The sequence below is a fragment of the Nonomuraea sp. NPDC050310 genome, from assembly GCF_040655795.1.
GTDB lineage: Bacteria > Actinomycetota > Actinomycetes > Streptosporangiales > Streptosporangiaceae > Nonomuraea.
This window is the reverse complement of sequence record NZ_JBFAKP010000012.1, coordinates 1-14,095: the sequence shown is the minus strand read 5'-3', so window position 1 is coordinate 14,095 and position 14,095 is coordinate 1. Positions and strand designations below refer to the sequence as shown.

Here is a 14,095-nt window from a genome sequence, read left to right as displayed (position 1 = left end):
TGACCGCAGCACCGACTCGGGTTCCACAGTGGCCGCACTCGACCTCCATGTGAGCGTCAGCTCTAGCCCTGGCGTCGAAGCCGTAGTGAGTGACATCCCCGTGGCCAGTGTCGGCATCCATGTAGTGCATCGAGACGTCCTTTGATCCCTTCGCGTCAGTCCGGTTGACGCGCAGCCTTGCATCCTTTCACGCCCGGCATTCTCTGGGCCCGTCTTCAGGAGAACCTGTGGCACGAACACTGATCGCCCCCACACCGTCCAGCGAGGACGGCATCAACCTGGAGGCCGTCGACGGCCCCGCCGAGCTGACCGACGGCAACAGCTTCGCCTGGACCGCCAACCGCCGCGTCTGGATCAAGAACGGCGACGACGCCGCGCTGACGGTCAACTTCGTCACCCCCGCGACCGTCGGCCGCGGCAACCGCGCCGTCGCCGACGGCGGCGGCGCCATCCCCGCCGGCGAGCACCGGCTGTTCGGCCCGTTCGGCCCGGAGTACCGGCAGGCCGACGGCACCGTGCACTTCAACTACTCCGGCACCACGCCGACCAACGTGACCGTGGCGGTGCTCGACTGATGGGCCGCTACGAACGCGTCGACGACGCCGGCAACGTGGTCGAGACGAGCTACGCACCGGACGGCACCTACGAGGACACCCGGCTCGGCCTCGCCGCGCTGGAGAACGCCAACGGCTGGCGCGTGGCCACCGAGCCCGCCCCTGACGACGACCCGGCGCCGAGCACGCCGCCGGCCGCCAGCGCCACGGCGGGCAAGCCGACCCGGAAGCGCGCGGGCTGACCATGCTCCCGGACCGGCTGATGCGCCACACGATCACCGTCCAGCCGTACATCGGGTCAGGGCCGGGCGGCCGCGTGTTCGGGGCGCCGGTCACCTACCGCGCGTACGTCCAGGACAAGCGGCAGCTCGTCCGCAACGCCGCCGGCCAGGAAGTCGTCAGCGAGGCCACCGCCTACGTGGGCGATCCCGCCGCGAACATCCCAGCCGACTCCAAGGTCACCGTCCCTGCCGGCCGCACCGCCCTGGTGATCACGGCCAACCGGCGCGAGGGCGCCCTGCACGCGCTGCGTGACCACCTGGAGATCACCCTCACCTGATCCGGAGGTGCCCGTGGTAGCTCGCATCCGCATGGACCTGAAGTGGAAGGGCGGGCTGGCCAAGGCCCGCTCGCGGGCCGCCACCATGCGCGGCCTGGAGCGCGCGGCCGAACACCTCTACGACGCCTCCCAGGAACTGGTGCCGACCGAGACGCTCGCGCTGAAGGAGTCGGGCACCGTCTCCTCCGACGCCTCACAGCTGCGCGCCGCCGTCTCCTACGACACCGAGTGGGCGGTCTGGCAGCACGAGGACCCCGACCTGGAGCACGAGGCAGGCGAGCGCTCGAAGTACCTGGAGCGGCCGTTCAACACCGAGCGGGACGAGCTGCGCAGACTCATCGCCGCCGAGCTCGGCCAGGAGCTGGGATGAACCTGCTGCAGGAGTTCGGCCGGCTCCTGGCCGAGCTCGGCCTGGGCGACTACCAGGACGGGCCGGGCGGCGACATCTACCTGCGTGCCAGCCCCCCGGAGCCGGACACGTGCCTGGTCGTCACCCGCTACCCGGGAGCCGAGGCGAGCTCGGCCCAGCCGTACGAGCGGGTGAACCTGCAGATCATGATCCGCGGGCCGGCCGACGAGGAGAACGCGACCGAGGACCGCGCCCAGGCGGTCTACGACACCCTGCACGGCCTCGACTACCGGCCCCTGGCGGGCGGCACCTTCCTGGAGCTCGCGATCGGGCTGCAGGGCGGGCCCATCCCGATGCCGGCCGACGCCAACCGGCGGCCGCGCTGGACGGTGAACGTCGGCCTCGACATCCAGCGATCCACCCCGAACAGACCCTGATTGGAGGCTGCCGTGACGCAGCGGCGTATCAACGCGCGAGACATGATCTTCCAGGTCGAGGACGCCACCCCGGACACCTGGCTGGCCGTGGAGCGACTTCAGAACTTCAACGTGAACCCCGGCGAGAACGAGGAGACCGCCGAGGTCACCGACTACGACAGCGACGGCGCCTACGAGCAGGAGATCATGCAGCGCGGCGCCAGCATCGAGTGCGAGGGCCTGGTCCTCATGGACGACCTCACCGGCGCGCTGCCGCCCGGCCGCGCCCGCATGGAGGCGATGTGCGGGGAGGACAAGGTCGGCTACGACAGCCTCGGCCGGGTCCGTTTCCGTCACCCGTTCAGCACGACGTGGCGGATCTGGACCTGCACGTTCTCGCTGGGCGAGCAGGGCGGCGAGACCAACGACAAGACCTCGTGGTCCTGCACCGTCACCAAGTCCGGCAAGACGACCACCGCGGCGGTGGTGTGATGACCGAGATCAAGCCCGACCTCGAGCACGACTACGACGAGCAGGAAGAGAGCCAGGAGTCCTGGGACGACTTCTGGGCCGACGTCTCCGGGGCGGCGAAACCGCGAACGGAGATCATCCGCGGCATCACCGTGCCCGTCCCCACCGGGCTCACGGTCCGGTTCGCGGAACGAGCCGAGAAGCTGCAGGCCTCCACGAAGACCGAGGACATCGCCGCCATCCTCAACGACTTCTACGGCGCTGACGTCGTGGAGACGTGGAAGGAAAACGGCATGGAGCTGGAGGAGTTCCAGGTGCTGCTGGCCTGGTCGGTCTCCCACGCGATGAAGAAGCCGATCACCTTCCGTCAGGCCCACGCCGAGGTTCGCGAGCTCACCGCGGCCGTAGAGGCTGCTGAGCAGGCCAGGGCGGGAAAAGCCGCCAGGCGGGCGGGCTCGGCCCGCTAAAGCGGCACTGGGGGCTGATCGTCGCGGACTTCCGCCGCGAGTACGGGGTCACCCGCACCGAGCTCGCCGACATGCCGTTCAGCGAGTTCACCACCCTGCTGTACGGGCTGTCGGCGTCCTCGCGGTACGCCAACGCCGTCGCGCGTGAGCCGATCGAGCTGCACGGCGAGGCCGCCGCTTCCTACATCGACACCCTTTGACGTGATCCCCGGGAGGTGACGCTCCCGTGGCTCTCACGATCGGTGAACTGGTCGCCTACATCACGGCCGATGACTCGGCCTTCCGCAAGACGCTCGACGGCACCCAGGCCGCGCTGGGCGGTGTGGCCAGGAAGACCGGCGCCATCTCTGGTGCCGCGCTCGTGTCCGGCGGCGCGCTCATGGGCCTGGGCGTCGCCGGCGTCGGTGTCGCGGCCGGCCTCGCCGGCGGCTTCATCAAGGTCACCGCGGCGATCGCCAAGATCGGCATCACCGCGGCGATGGAGGCCCAGGCGGTCAAGTCCGCGTTCGCGAGCCTGGGCGAGTCCGTGAAGTCGGACCTGGCCAAGTCCGCGACCGTTCTGCAGGGCCCGCTCATCGCGATGGCCGGCGAGGTCAAGAAGACCTTCTCCTCGACCATCGCGCCGGCGCTGCAGCAGATGTTCGGGCAGATCGCCCCGCTCATCGGCCAGTTCACCGCCGGCGCCCAGGCGATGCTCGGCCCGCTCCTGCCCGCCGTACAGGGCATCGTCGCGGCGACGGCGCCGATGCTGACCCAGCTGGCCGGGGTGATGGGCCAGTTGGGCGGGCAGCTGGCCGGGTTCCTGGAACCGATCAGCGCGGCGTTCGCAGCGAACTCCGGGTTCCTCGCGCAGCTGGCCACCGGGATCGGCGGGCTGCTCCAGGCGCTCGGCCCACTGCTCGCGGCGTTCGTGCAGTTCGCCGCCGTACTGGTCGGTCCGCTGTTCGCCGGGCTGCAGACCATCGCTACCGCGCTGTCGCAGTCGCTCGGCGCCGCGCTGACCGCGCTGGCGCCGGTGATCGGCCCGATCATCACGTCGTTCGCGCAGTTCATCGCCGCGCTGATGCCGCTGCTTCCGCCGATCCTGCAGCTGGCCGCCACGCTCGCCTCGGCGCTGCTGCCGGTGCTGGCCCAGGTTGCCGAGGTCCTCGTGGGTGCGCTGTCCCAGGCGCTGACCGCGATCACCCCGGCGATCGGGCAGATCGCCACCGGCTTCGGTCAGCTGATCACCGCGATCGCTCCGCTGCTGCCGCCGATCGCTCAGCTCGCCGCGCAGCTGATCAGCGCGCTGCTGCCGGCGATCGCTCCGCTGCTGCCGATCATCGGGCAGCTCGTGGCCGCGCTCGGCGGCGCGCTCGTCAAGGTCGTCACGATCCTGGCCGACGCGTTCACCCCGCTGCTCGGCCCGATCAGCGAGCTCGCCCAGGTACTCGGCGGGGTCCTGGTCCAGGCGGTCCAGGCCGTCGCCCCGCTGCTCGTCCAGATCGCCCAGGTGATCGCCGCGCTGGTCCCGGTGTTCATGCCGATCGTCCAACTCGTCACCCAGGTCGCCGCGCAGATCGGGCAGATCCTGGTTCAGGCGCTGGGCACGCTGGTCCAGGCGCTGATGCCGCTCATGCCGGTGCTGCAGCAGGTGGCCACCACCCTCGGCCAGGCGCTCGGCCAGGCCCTGCAGGCGATCGCCCCGCTGCTCGTCATGGTCGTGCAGGCGGCAGCGAGCCTGCTCCCGGTGTTCACGCCGATCATCGAGATCATCGCGAAGATCATCGGCGCGTTCTCGCCGCTGATCGAGGCGATCATGCCGGTGCTGGTCGAGCTGATCAACGCGCTGATGCCGATCGTCACCGAGCTGGCCGGCGTCTTCACCGAGCTGATCGCGGCGGTGCTGCCGATCCTCGACCCGCTGATGGAGATCGTGGACGCGATCATCCCGATCATCACCTGGCTGGCCAAGCTGGTCGGGCAGATCACCAGCGCGGTCATCCCGATCTTCACGAAGATCGTGGGCGTGATCACGGACGTGATCACCTGGTTCGTCAAGCTCGCCGGCGGGATCATCGAGGCGATCGCCGGCGCGATCAGCTGGCTGGTCTCCAACCTCGGCAAGCTGCCCGACAAGATCGCCGAGTGGTTCGGCAACGCCAAGGAATGGGCGATCCGTAAGTGGAATGAGCTGATCGACTGGATCAAGGGCGTGCCCGACAAGATCCTCACGGGGATCGGCAACCTGGGCAACCTCCTCATCCAGGCGGGCAAGGACCTCGTCAACGGCCTCATCAACGGCATCAAGAACATGGCCTCGGCCGTGGTCGACGCCGCCAAGGGCGTGGTCGACGGCGCGATCGAGGCCGCCAAGAACCTGCTCGGGATCAGCAGCCCGTCCAAGGTCTTCGCCGAGATCGGTAAGTGGACCGTGGCCGGCCTCGTGAAGGGCCTGCGCGACGCCCAGTCCTCGGCCGTCGACACGGTCAAGAAGATGGTCGACGACATCAAGAAGGCGTTCGAGTCCCGCCCCGATGTCGCCGACGGCCTGGTGGCGTTCGTCACCAAGGGGAACGACTCGCTGCTCGCCCTGGCCAAGCAGCGCGACGACATCGTCAAGAAGCTGGCCGAGGCCCGGGAGATGGCCAAGACGCTCGCTGGCGACGCACGCGAATGGGCCTCCATCACGGGCCTGACCGACGAGGAGCTGCAGTCCGGCGACTTCTCCAGCAGCCTCCAGTCCCGCGCCCAGCAGATCCAGAACTTCGCCCGCAACATCCAGGAGCTGGCCAGGAAGGGCCTGAACAAGACCACCCTCCAGCAGATCATCAACGCCGGTGTCGAGGGCGGCTCCTCACTGGCCGAAATGCTGGTCGGCGCCGACGGGTCCGAGATCAAAGCGATCAATAAGGCCCAGAAGCAGATCAACACCATGTCGCAGAAGCTCGGCGAGACCGGCGCCGGCGCGATGCTCGGCGTCGGCAAGAAGGCCGGCGAGGGCTACATCCGCGGCTTGGAGGAGAGCCTCGCCAAGCTCGACAAGGTCATGCAGAAGATCGTCGACGCACTCGTGAAGGCGATCAAGAAAGAGTTGAAGATCAAGTCGCCCAGCCAGGTGTTCGCGGCGATCGGCGCCCAGACCATGGCCGGTCTGGCCAACGGCATCACGTCCTCGGCCGGGACAGTACTCGGCGCGATGAGCTCCGTCGCCGGCTCTTTGGCCGGCCATGCCGAGGAGGGGCTGGCCGGGATGCTCGCCGGCTCGTTGCCGGGTGGCCGTGGCGGCCGCCAGGCGGTCGACCCGCAAAATGCCACCGCGGCGGCGCCAGGCGCCACCGCACCGGCCGGCACAACGGTCAACATCATCAACCCGGTCGTCCGCGACGTTGACGACATCATCACGATGCGGCGCGAGATGGGCTACGAGCTCGCGGTGCTGCAACGGTAGGAGGCGCCGCATGTCTGTGATCAAGCCCGCCAGCCAGGCCGACCTGAACGATCTGAGACGCCGTCTCGCCGAACGTGGCCTGGGCCGTCCATCCACCCGCGACCTGGTGCTCGGCTACCGCGACGCGACCGGCCGCCCGGTGAAGCTGACGGTGGATCAGCTCGGCCACCTGGTGCAGGAGCGGTGGACCGGCCAGGACGCCGAAATTTTCCTGCCCCATCTGCGCGTGCAGTGGCGGCCGATCGCAACGGAGGAACGGTGAACAACGGTTTCGAGCTGCAGACAGCGCAGCCGAGCGTGCGGGAGCTGCGCGAGCAGCTGGCCATGGCCGAAGCACTGGAGCCCATCGAGCTGGAGCTGCAGGCGGCCAAGCAGGCCTACCGGGACGCGCTGGAGGACGGCGATCCGCAGACGATCGCCGCCGCCAAGCAGCGCAAGCAGGACGCCGCCAACCACATCAACGAGACCAGGACGTGGCTGCGCAGGGAGCGGCGGATCGCCAAGCTGCTCACGCAGATCCCGGCCTTGGAGGAGCGGCTGGCCGGCCAGATCCTGGATGACGACGGGCGCGAGGACGCCGACCTGCGCGCGCAGCTCCAGGCACGCCTGGCCGGGATGCGCGAGGAGTTGCCCGTGCTGGAGGCGGAGGCGGCGCCGCTGCGCGAGCTGTTCGGGACACCGCAGCCGTCGCCCGTCGTGGTCGAGGACGGCAGCGCCGACGTGGACGCCCCCGCGGTGACGGCGACCGCGAAGGCCCGTACCGGGAAGGGGAACTGAGATGCCGTCCGGCCTGTACGTCAGCACCCTCCAGGATGTGCTCGACACGACCCAGCTCGCGCTGGACCTCGACCGCGAGGACCACAAGGTCGCCCTCTACACCAGCTCGAAGACGCAGGACTACAACGCCGACTCGGCCTACAGCTCAACCAACGAGATCACGGGCACGGGCTACGCGTCGGGTGGCAAGGCCATCACCGGCACCGCCCTCAGCCTCCCGGGCGCGGGCGTGCTCAGGTACAGCTCGGACGCGGTGTCGTGGCCAAGCTCGACGCTGACCGGCGTGGCGAAGATCGACATGTACGCGGCCGCGCTGGCCGGGCTCGCCCTGATCCTGGGTATCGATCTGGGCACCACCTACAACACCTCGGACGGAACGCTCCTGGTCTCGCCGCACGCCAACGGTCTGCTCACGGTGGACTGCACCCCGTAGGCCCAGCTCGACCCGCACGCCGATGCCGCCTCCGGGCGGCTTTTTCATGCCCGCACTCCCGACGACGAAAGGAGGCGGGCATGCCGATCGCGCCCCACGCGTCCACCCCCGCTGTGGCCACCGGCGATGGCAGTATCACCACGACCGCCTTCTCTCCCCCCGCCGGGAGTCTGCTCGTCGCCGTGCTGATGGCCGGAGCCTCCAGCCCGTCGATCAGCAACAGCGGCACCGCCAGGACGTGGACGCTGCGCAAGCAGCACGCCAGCACCGCCGGCGTCCGCATCTACACCGCGCCCAACCCGACCGCGCTGACGAACACCACGGTGACGGTGACGAGCGCCACCGGCGGCCTCAAGATCTACGTCATCACCGGGCAGCACCCGTCCAACCCGATCGGCGCCAACGGCTCCGGGTCGACCACGACGAACAACGCCAACGTGGCCGCCTACACCAGCACCGGCAACGGCTCGCGCGGCATCGTGGGCGCGCTGGATCTGGCCTCGCTGGGACAGCCCACCTCCACCGATGACGAGTCGGCCTGGACGATGTCGGGCGAGAGCAGCTTCTACGGCCTGGCGGCCATCAAGGCCGCCAACACCCCCACCGCAGGGACCGGCGTCACCTTCAACCTGGACGCGGCCGGCACATCGGCCGCCGACTGGGCGTGGGTGGCGCTGGAGATTCTCGCCGGCAGCGAGGACGCCAGCGCCAACCTGTCCGTCGTCGAAGTCGCCTCGGGGGTCTCGGCTCCGTCGGTCAGCGCCGGCGCCAGCGCCGAGGCCGCCACGGTCGCGGCCAGCACGACGGTCCCGGCGCCGGGGGTGTCGGCGGGCGCCTCGGCGACGCCCGCCACGGTGGCGGTCGCGGCCAGTGTCCCGGCCCCGTCGGTCACCACCGACAACGCCGTCATCGTCTCTCTGGCCACCGTCGCCGCCGCGGCGAGCACGCCGGCCCCTGCCGTGTCGGCGTCAGCGTCGGCCGCCCCCGCCACCGTCGCCGCGGCCGCCAGCGTGTGGCTGCCGGACGTGGACGCCGAGTTCAACGCCGACGTCACCCTCCCGCACGTGGCGGTGGCCGTCGCAGTGCCCGCGCCGCTCATCGTCGTCCCGGTGCTGCCCGGCGACCAGCTCGACGGCCTGCCCGGCCAGCTTGAATGGAACGGGTTCGTGCTCGGCCGGGGCACGCCGTACCGCATCACGGGCGGGCTGGACGGCTTCCGCGGCAAGGAAACCCCGGACTCCGGCCACGCCCCGAAGGCCAACGACCACGGCTCTTCGCCGGGCCGGCCGCTCGCCCGCGACCGGCAGGTGGTGCTCACCGGCCACATCCGGGCGCCGCGCGCCCAGGTGGAGGAGATCGTCCTCGCCCTGGAGAACGCGACCCCGTTGCTGGAGGACGCCACCCAGTGGCCCCTCGTCGTCAACGATCTGGGGACGCCGTACCTGATGCGGGCGCGGATCGGCCGGGTGCACATCCCGGTCGACCGGCTGCTCCGGCTCGGGTGGGGGAAGATCGCGGTCGAGTGGCTGCTGGCCGACCCGCGCCGCTACAACATCAACAGCACAGGCGTGACCGTCCCTATCGACACCATCGTCGACGTCACCAACGCGGGCAACGCCGCCACCAAGCCGCTGCTGCGCATCCCCGGCCCGGTCGAAACACCCAAGATCCACAACCTGACGTTGAACCGAGTCTTGGAGTTCAACCTCACCCTCGACGACGGCGAAGAGCTGGAGATCGACACCGATCTGGAGCGTGCCCGCGTCGGCTCCACAAACGTGATCAGCTCGCGCTCTTCCGGCTCGGTGTCGGTCCCGGACTGGATTCTGGCCCGCGGGCCGCAAGAGATCGAATACACCGCGGCCTCCGGCGGGACGCAGGCCGAAGTCCTCTACCGCGACGCCTGGAACTGAGCGAGAGGGGAGCGCCCATGTCGGCCAGCGTGCGCCAGACGTCGAACGGCACAGGAGTCGGCGGCACCATCACCGTGCCCCGCCCGCCGGGCACCCTCGACACCGACAGCCTGTGGGCGTTGCAGGTCGGCGGCGACCACTCCGAGATGACCGCAGCCGGATGGACGTCCGTGGTGGACGTCACCGACGAGATCACCGGCGCGCTCAAGGCCCGCCTGTGGCAGCGTATCGCAGGCAGTGCCGCCAGCTACGCGTTCGGCCACTCCGGTCTGGGCCGCGTCCTGATCGCCGCCGTACCGGGCGTCACCCCCGGCGTCGCCGCGCGCGTGGCCATCTACGCGGCGGGAATCGGCGAGGACGGGCACGCCACCACCCCGTCCGTCACCCCGGCCGCCTCCACTCACCTGGAGCTGCGCTGGATCGCCGCCTCCTACAACGAGGGCGGCTCCTACGAGACGACCGCGACGTGGCAGGCGCCGACCGGCTACCAGCTTCACACCAGCGGCTCCGGGTCGGCCAGCGCGCCGGGGTCGCCCGCCACCATCCTGGCCTCCAAGCTCATCACCTCCAGCTCGCCGTCCGGGCCGAAGGACTTCATCACCGACGCGGGCGCCATCACGGTCGGCATCACCCTGTCGCTGCCGTCGGGGGCGCTCGAACCCGAGACGCCGCCCATCCCGGCGGATGCGCCCGGCCGCGGCGACGCCCTCTACACCTACGAATTCCGCAGGCTGGACGGCAGCTTCCTCGGCACCCTCAAAGGCCTGCGGGTCGACTCCTTCGAGCGGAAGCTCAACCGGCGCGGCCAAATCAACGCCGGAACGTTCTCCGCCTCGTTCCCGATCAGCAACGAGGACGACGGAGACCTGGTCGCCCAGCTGATCGCCCGCGACGCCTCCGACCTCACCTTGGGGCCGGGGACGATCGTGTGTGACGTGTGGCGGGCCGGCGACCACTGGGGCCGGTACTGGATCATCGGCTCGAAGATCACCAAACAGCGGCGCTCCCACCCCGAGCTCACCTTGTCCGGGATGACGTTCGACGGCTACCCCGACCTCGTCGCCCTAGAGCACACGCTCGGACCGTACACCGGCATGGACCGCGCCGAGATCGCCCGCCAGGCCCTCACCCACATGGCCACCCAACCGGACGCCGACCTGGGCCTCATCCTCGCCTCCGGCAGCAGCGGCTCGACGCTGACGCGCACCTACGAGCCGTTCCAAGGTAGCTATGGCCGACCGCTCCAGGACGTCACCGAGGGCGTCGACGGTATCGAATGGACCCTGGACACCGTGCTCGGGACCGGCGGGGTGGAGCTGCACTGGCGGTGGGGGGCGCCGCTCGGCAACCCGGACGCCGGCCACGAGTTCAACGACAGCCCGAACGGCGGCAACCTGCTCGACTACTCGATCGAGCAGACCCCGCTCCAGCGCGGCACCCGCTGGCGGGCCCGCGGTGACTCCGTCAGCACGGACGCCTCCACCACTGCGACGCCGCTACTCAGCGACCCGTACTCATCGCCGCACCTGGCAACCGGTCGCTGGCTGCGCATGGACCGCACCGTCGACCGGCCGGGCGTCGTCGACAAGAACATCCTGGACGGTGTCGCCGAGCAGCTCGCCGCGACCGCGGGCGGCGCGCCCCAGATCCTGTCCATCACCGTGCTGCTCGGCGAGCAGCCCACCATCAAGCCCAACCTGGTCGGGGACGTGTGCCGCATCGTCATCACCGACGAGTGGTTCAAACGCATCAACGGCGGCGCCGGCCTCGACACCCGGCGGCGGATCCTCGGCATGCGCACCATCCCGGTCAGCCGCGACCACGGCAGAGACGAAGCCGAAATCTTCTTGGACCCGCAGGAGGTGATCTAGGCGTGGACGACTTCCCGGCAGATCAGACCCGAGCCATCCGCGCCGTGCAGGCGGCAGCGTCCACCGCGCAGAGCTCGGTGCAGCGCCGACAGCCGCTCAAGGAAGCGTCCCAGGGCTGGATCCTGCGCTCGTCGCCCGGCCCCAACCTGTCCGAGCTCGGCCCGGGCGACGTGTGGATCGGGGCCGAGAGCGGCCGCCTGGTCGCGATCGACTCCTCCGGGACGATGATCCCCCTGGTGGAGATCCCACCGTTCCCGCAAGCCGACTCCGTGGAAGTCGGCGTGGTGAGCATCCCGTCCGCGCCCGCCACCTACGACCAGAATCACAGCGCCACCCTCCGCCTGATGATCTTCACGCTCAACAACGCGCTGACCGCGCTGATCGCCGAGCTGAAGGAGTCCGGCCAGATGCGCAGCTTCTGACCCACCCCGCCACGGCGCTCTGGCCGACTCCCTGATCGTGGCCGCCCGTCCCTCCCTTGGAGGATGCGCGGGGCGGGCGGCTACCTCCCTCCCCATGCGAAGGTGCCGATGCAAGATCCGAACATCATCGGCCTCCTGCTCAACGCGGGACTCGCCGGACTGATCCTCGCCCTGTTCGTGAAGGGCTGGATCACCGCCAAGCCGCACATCGACCGGCTGGCCAAGGAGTCCGAGACCTGGCGAAAGCTCTACGAGACCGAGCGGGCTGCCCACGATCTGACCCGCCAGGCTCACGCCGAGGAGACCAAGGCGGCACTCGAAGCCGCCACCGAGGGGACCCAGGTCGCGAACGTCCTGCTGGCCGAGATCAGAGCCCGCCAGAGCGAGGTCCAGCGATGACGCAACCCGAAGACCGGCCGGACATAGAGCAGGCCGCCCGCCAGGCGGCCGAGTCTAAGCTCCGCGCGCAGCGCGAATACGCCTCGACCCAGGAGCGGGTCGCTCAGGCCCGCAGACGCCGTCGCAAGCTGCGGGCGATGCGTGAGGCGAACGGGTGGGCGGCGATCCTCGACGACGCGTTCGGAGGTGCCCGTGACTGATCCGAGGTTCCTGGTCGGCAGCGCCCTGCTGATCTTGTCGGCAGTGCTCGCGCTGGCGTGCGTGGTCGCCCAGGCGCTCCTGGCCCGGTGGTGGAAGACGGGCGCGGGTCGTCACGTCTTCGCCTTTCAGGGCGTACTCGCCGCCGTACTCGTGTTGTGGACGCTTCGGGTGTGGTTCCCGGACATCGAGTGGATCATCGCCGCCCGGATGATCGCCTTCGCATGCGTGCCCCTCGTCCTGAGCTGGCGGCTCGCCATCATCCTGCGGACCTGGAGAGCCCAGCGCCGCAAGCACACCGAGGAAGGCTGACCATGGCCGACATCGTCTCTCGCGCCGAGTGGGGAGCCGTAGCGCCCTCGCGCCGGCTCGACCGCCTCGCGCACACCCGTGGCGTGAAGGTCCACTACACCGGCAGCCACGTCGACGTCCGCATCATCGACGACCACGGCCGGTGCTTGAAGCTGATGCGGGACATCCAGCGCATGCACATGGCCGGCGGCCGCGGCGAGGTCTACTCCGACATCGGCTACACCGTCGGGGCCTGCTGCCACCGCCAGGTGCTCATCGGCCGGGGCCCGCACATCCTGCCCGCCGCGAACGGGGCCGGCCTCAACAGCCAGCACTACGCGATCTTGGCTCTGATCGGGAACAGCGGGTACGCCGTGCCCACGCCCGGCCTGCTGCACGGGATCCGGGACGCGATCGAGTTCCTGCGTGCGCACGGCGACGCCGGCAACGAGATCAAGGGTCATCGCGACGGCTACAAGACCGACTGTCCCGGCGACCGGCTGTACGCCTGGATCCGCCGCGGCGCACCCCGCCCGGGCGGCGACCGGCCGAGGCCGGCGCCGACGCGCTTCCCCGAACTGCAGCCGGGCGACAGCTCCCCGTACGTCGTCCGCATCCGTAAGGCGCTCGGCGCGGTCGACCAGACGTCGACCGCCTACACCGCGGAGGACCCGGACCTGATGGCCCTAGTCGCCGCGTTCAAGGCCCGTCACAAGCTCGGTACCGGTCTGGACTGGAACGCCAGGTGCTGGGCCAACCTCGACAAGGAGAACCCCTCGTGAAGAAGATCCTCGCCATGCTGGTCATCTTCAGCGTGCCGTTCGTGGGCGGAGGCATCGTCTACGCCTCGACCGGCTGGAAGGAACCGGCCAGCTCGTACGGTGCCTGCGTCTCCCACAAGACGGGGTACATGCGGGCCCTGGAGCGCAAGAACCTGCCGAAGTCCGTGGCCGGCGCGTGCAAGTCCACGGAGTCGAAGACCACCTGGTACTCCCGCTCGGGAGTCGACAAGCTCGTCCGCCCGCTGACGCACGGCTTCGAGCTGACCTTCGAGGGCCAGCTCGTCCAGTGCAAGCCCGGCAAGCCGGGCGCCTCGAAGCTGAACCGCTTCGACTGCGTCAAGGTCCCGACCCCGTCCCCCAGCCCCACCTCGTAGGAGGAGATCATGCACGGAGAGCCCGTCCGATACAGCCGTCCGCCGGTCGAGGCCAAGGTGAAGTGGGCGAGCGTCGGCGCCTACCTCGGCGCCGTCGCGGGCACCGCGGTGCTGCAGGCGATCGACGCCGACCACAGCCTCATCGCCATCCTGCCGGACTGGCTGGAGGCCCTCACCATCCCGCTCCTGCCGACCGGCCTCGCGTGGCTCGCCGGCTTCAGGGCCAAGCACACCGCCCGGCCCGACCTGCCGGTCGGCCAGCGGTAACCTGATGATCGTCTCGCCCCGCGCGATCCCGGTTGGGGACCAGGACCTGGGCGAGCCGTGGCGTCTGCAGCGTCACCTGTGGTGGGCAGCCCCCCGGGCGGGCCACCACCGCAGACCCGGCA

General features: G+C 70.1%; 21 protein-coding genes. All 21 read left to right on the top strand.

Annotated features, from left to right (window positions below; translation table 11 throughout):
• Positions 1–227: 227 nt before the first annotated feature.
• On the top strand, positions 228–575 hold the full coding sequence (locus tag AB0I67_RS25550) for a hypothetical protein (protein ID WP_357927958.1): 348 nt from the start codon (positions 228–230) through the stop codon (positions 573–575).
• Complete coding sequence (locus AB0I67_RS25545) at positions 575–796, top strand: hypothetical protein (RefSeq protein WP_357927956.1); 222 nt, start codon at positions 575–577, stop codon at positions 794–796. The genes AB0I67_RS25550 and AB0I67_RS25545 overlap by 1 nt, the downstream gene beginning before the upstream one ends.
• 20 nt (positions 797–816) lie before the next feature.
• The gene (locus AB0I67_RS25540; protein WP_357927955.1) at positions 817–1,113 is read left to right on the top strand and encodes a hypothetical protein; all 297 of its coding nucleotides are present in this window, start codon (positions 817–819) and stop codon (positions 1,111–1,113) included.
• 13 nt (positions 1,114–1,126) lie between these two features.
• A complete protein-coding gene (locus AB0I67_RS25535) occupies positions 1,127–1,483 on the top strand; it encodes a hypothetical protein (protein WP_357927953.1) in 357 nt (118 codons plus the stop codon).
• Positions 1,480–1,899, top strand: coding sequence for a minor capsid protein (locus AB0I67_RS25530; RefSeq protein WP_357927951.1), 420 nt, complete (start codon positions 1,480–1,482; stop codon positions 1,897–1,899). Before AB0I67_RS25535 ends, AB0I67_RS25530 begins: the two co-directional genes overlap by 4 nt.
• Positions 1,900–1,911: 12 nt before the next feature.
• The gene (locus tag AB0I67_RS25525) at positions 1,912–2,370 is read left to right on the top strand and encodes a hypothetical protein (protein ID WP_357927950.1); all 459 of its coding nucleotides are present in this window, start codon (positions 1,912–1,914) and stop codon (positions 2,368–2,370) included.
• On the top strand, positions 2,370–2,816 hold the full coding sequence (locus AB0I67_RS25520; protein ID WP_357927949.1) for a hypothetical protein: 447 nt from the start codon (positions 2,370–2,372) through the stop codon (positions 2,814–2,816). Before AB0I67_RS25525 ends, AB0I67_RS25520 begins: the two co-directional genes overlap by 1 nt.
• A gap of 71 nt (positions 2,817–2,887) precedes the next feature.
• Complete coding sequence (locus tag AB0I67_RS25515) at positions 2,888–3,016, top strand: hypothetical protein (protein ID WP_357927948.1); 129 nt, start codon at positions 2,888–2,890, stop codon at positions 3,014–3,016.
• A gap of 26 nt (positions 3,017–3,042) precedes the next feature.
• Positions 3,043–6,246, top strand: coding sequence for a hypothetical protein (locus AB0I67_RS25510; protein ID WP_357927946.1), 3,204 nt, complete (start codon positions 3,043–3,045; stop codon positions 6,244–6,246).
• 10 nt (positions 6,247–6,256) lie between these two features.
• Positions 6,257–6,508, top strand: a complete 252-nt coding sequence (locus tag AB0I67_RS25505) for a hypothetical protein (protein ID WP_357927945.1) — start codon at positions 6,257–6,259, stop codon at positions 6,506–6,508.
• On the top strand, positions 6,505–7,023 hold the full coding sequence (locus AB0I67_RS25500) for a hypothetical protein (protein ID WP_357927943.1): 519 nt from the start codon (positions 6,505–6,507) through the stop codon (positions 7,021–7,023). The genes AB0I67_RS25505 and AB0I67_RS25500 overlap by 4 nt, the downstream gene beginning before the upstream one ends.
• A 1-nt stretch (position 7,024) precedes the next feature.
• Positions 7,025–7,456: a hypothetical protein gene (locus AB0I67_RS25495; RefSeq protein WP_357927941.1), complete on the top strand. Its 432-nt coding sequence runs from the start codon at positions 7,025–7,027 to the stop codon at positions 7,454–7,456.
• A gap of 80 nt (positions 7,457–7,536) precedes the next feature.
• Complete coding sequence (locus AB0I67_RS25490; protein WP_357927940.1) at positions 7,537–9,369, top strand: hypothetical protein; 1,833 nt, start codon at positions 7,537–7,539, stop codon at positions 9,367–9,369.
• A 17-nt stretch (positions 9,370–9,386) separates the two neighbouring features.
• Positions 9,387–11,240 carry a hypothetical protein gene (locus tag AB0I67_RS25485; protein WP_357927938.1) on the top strand — a complete coding sequence of 618 codons (1,854 nt, stop codon included), beginning with the start codon at positions 9,387–9,389 and terminating at the stop codon, positions 11,238–11,240.
• A 2-nt stretch (positions 11,241–11,242) separates the two neighbouring features.
• Positions 11,243–11,662, top strand: a complete 420-nt coding sequence (locus AB0I67_RS25480) for a hypothetical protein (RefSeq protein ID WP_357927937.1) — start codon at positions 11,243–11,245, stop codon at positions 11,660–11,662.
• A 108-nt stretch (positions 11,663–11,770) separates the two neighbouring features.
• Positions 11,771–12,061 carry a hypothetical protein gene (locus tag AB0I67_RS25475; protein WP_357927935.1) on the top strand — a complete coding sequence of 97 codons (291 nt, stop codon included), beginning with the start codon at positions 11,771–11,773 and terminating at the stop codon, positions 12,059–12,061.
• A complete protein-coding gene (locus AB0I67_RS25470; RefSeq protein WP_357927933.1) occupies positions 12,058–12,261 on the top strand; it encodes a hypothetical protein in 204 nt (67 codons plus the stop codon). Before AB0I67_RS25475 ends, AB0I67_RS25470 begins: the two co-directional genes overlap by 4 nt.
• On the top strand, positions 12,254–12,571 hold the full coding sequence (locus tag AB0I67_RS25465) for a hypothetical protein (protein ID WP_357927931.1): 318 nt from the start codon (positions 12,254–12,256) through the stop codon (positions 12,569–12,571). The genes AB0I67_RS25470 and AB0I67_RS25465 overlap by 8 nt, the downstream gene beginning before the upstream one ends.
• A 2-nt stretch (positions 12,572–12,573) precedes the next feature.
• Positions 12,574–13,332, top strand: coding sequence for an N-acetylmuramoyl-L-alanine amidase (locus AB0I67_RS25460; RefSeq protein ID WP_357927929.1), 759 nt, complete (start codon positions 12,574–12,576; stop codon positions 13,330–13,332).
• Positions 13,329–13,706 carry a hypothetical protein gene (locus tag AB0I67_RS25455; protein WP_357927927.1) on the top strand — a complete coding sequence of 126 codons (378 nt, stop codon included), beginning with the start codon at positions 13,329–13,331 and terminating at the stop codon, positions 13,704–13,706. The genes AB0I67_RS25460 and AB0I67_RS25455 overlap by 4 nt, the downstream gene beginning before the upstream one ends.
• 9 nt (positions 13,707–13,715) lie before the next feature.
• Positions 13,716–13,973 (top strand): hypothetical protein, encoded by a 258-nt coding sequence (locus AB0I67_RS25450; RefSeq protein WP_357927925.1) that lies wholly within the window; start codon positions 13,716–13,718, stop codon positions 13,971–13,973.
• Positions 13,974–14,095: the final 122 nt, after the last annotated feature.

Coding starts and splice junctions, on each gene's coding strand:
- AB0I67_RS25545 (WP_357927956.1), top strand. CDS start 575: ATGGGCCGCTACGAACGCGTCGACGACGCCGGCAACGTGGTCGAGACG.
- AB0I67_RS25490 (WP_357927940.1), top strand. CDS start 7,537: ATGCCGATCGCGCCCCACGCGTCCACCCCCGCTGTGGCCACCGGCGAT.
- AB0I67_RS25520 (WP_357927949.1), top strand. CDS start 2,370: ATGACCGAGATCAAGCCCGACCTCGAGCACGACTACGACGAGCAGGAA.
- AB0I67_RS25470 (WP_357927933.1), top strand. CDS start 12,058: ATGACGCAACCCGAAGACCGGCCGGACATAGAGCAGGCCGCCCGCCAG.
- AB0I67_RS25505 (WP_357927945.1), top strand. CDS start 6,257: ATGTCTGTGATCAAGCCCGCCAGCCAGGCCGACCTGAACGATCTGAGA.
- AB0I67_RS25540 (WP_357927955.1), top strand. CDS start 817: ATGCGCCACACGATCACCGTCCAGCCGTACATCGGGTCAGGGCCGGGC.
- AB0I67_RS25450 (WP_357927925.1), top strand. CDS start 13,716: ATGCACGGAGAGCCCGTCCGATACAGCCGTCCGCCGGTCGAGGCCAAG.
- AB0I67_RS25475 (WP_357927935.1), top strand. CDS start 11,771: ATGCAAGATCCGAACATCATCGGCCTCCTGCTCAACGCGGGACTCGCC.
- AB0I67_RS25485 (WP_357927938.1), top strand. CDS start 9,387: ATGTCGGCCAGCGTGCGCCAGACGTCGAACGGCACAGGAGTCGGCGGC.
- AB0I67_RS25495 (WP_357927941.1), top strand. CDS start 7,025: ATGCCGTCCGGCCTGTACGTCAGCACCCTCCAGGATGTGCTCGACACG.
- AB0I67_RS25530 (WP_357927951.1), top strand. CDS start 1,480: ATGAACCTGCTGCAGGAGTTCGGCCGGCTCCTGGCCGAGCTCGGCCTG.
- AB0I67_RS25515 (WP_357927948.1), top strand. CDS start 2,888: ATGCCGTTCAGCGAGTTCACCACCCTGCTGTACGGGCTGTCGGCGTCC.
- AB0I67_RS25460 (WP_357927929.1), top strand. CDS start 12,574: ATGGCCGACATCGTCTCTCGCGCCGAGTGGGGAGCCGTAGCGCCCTCG.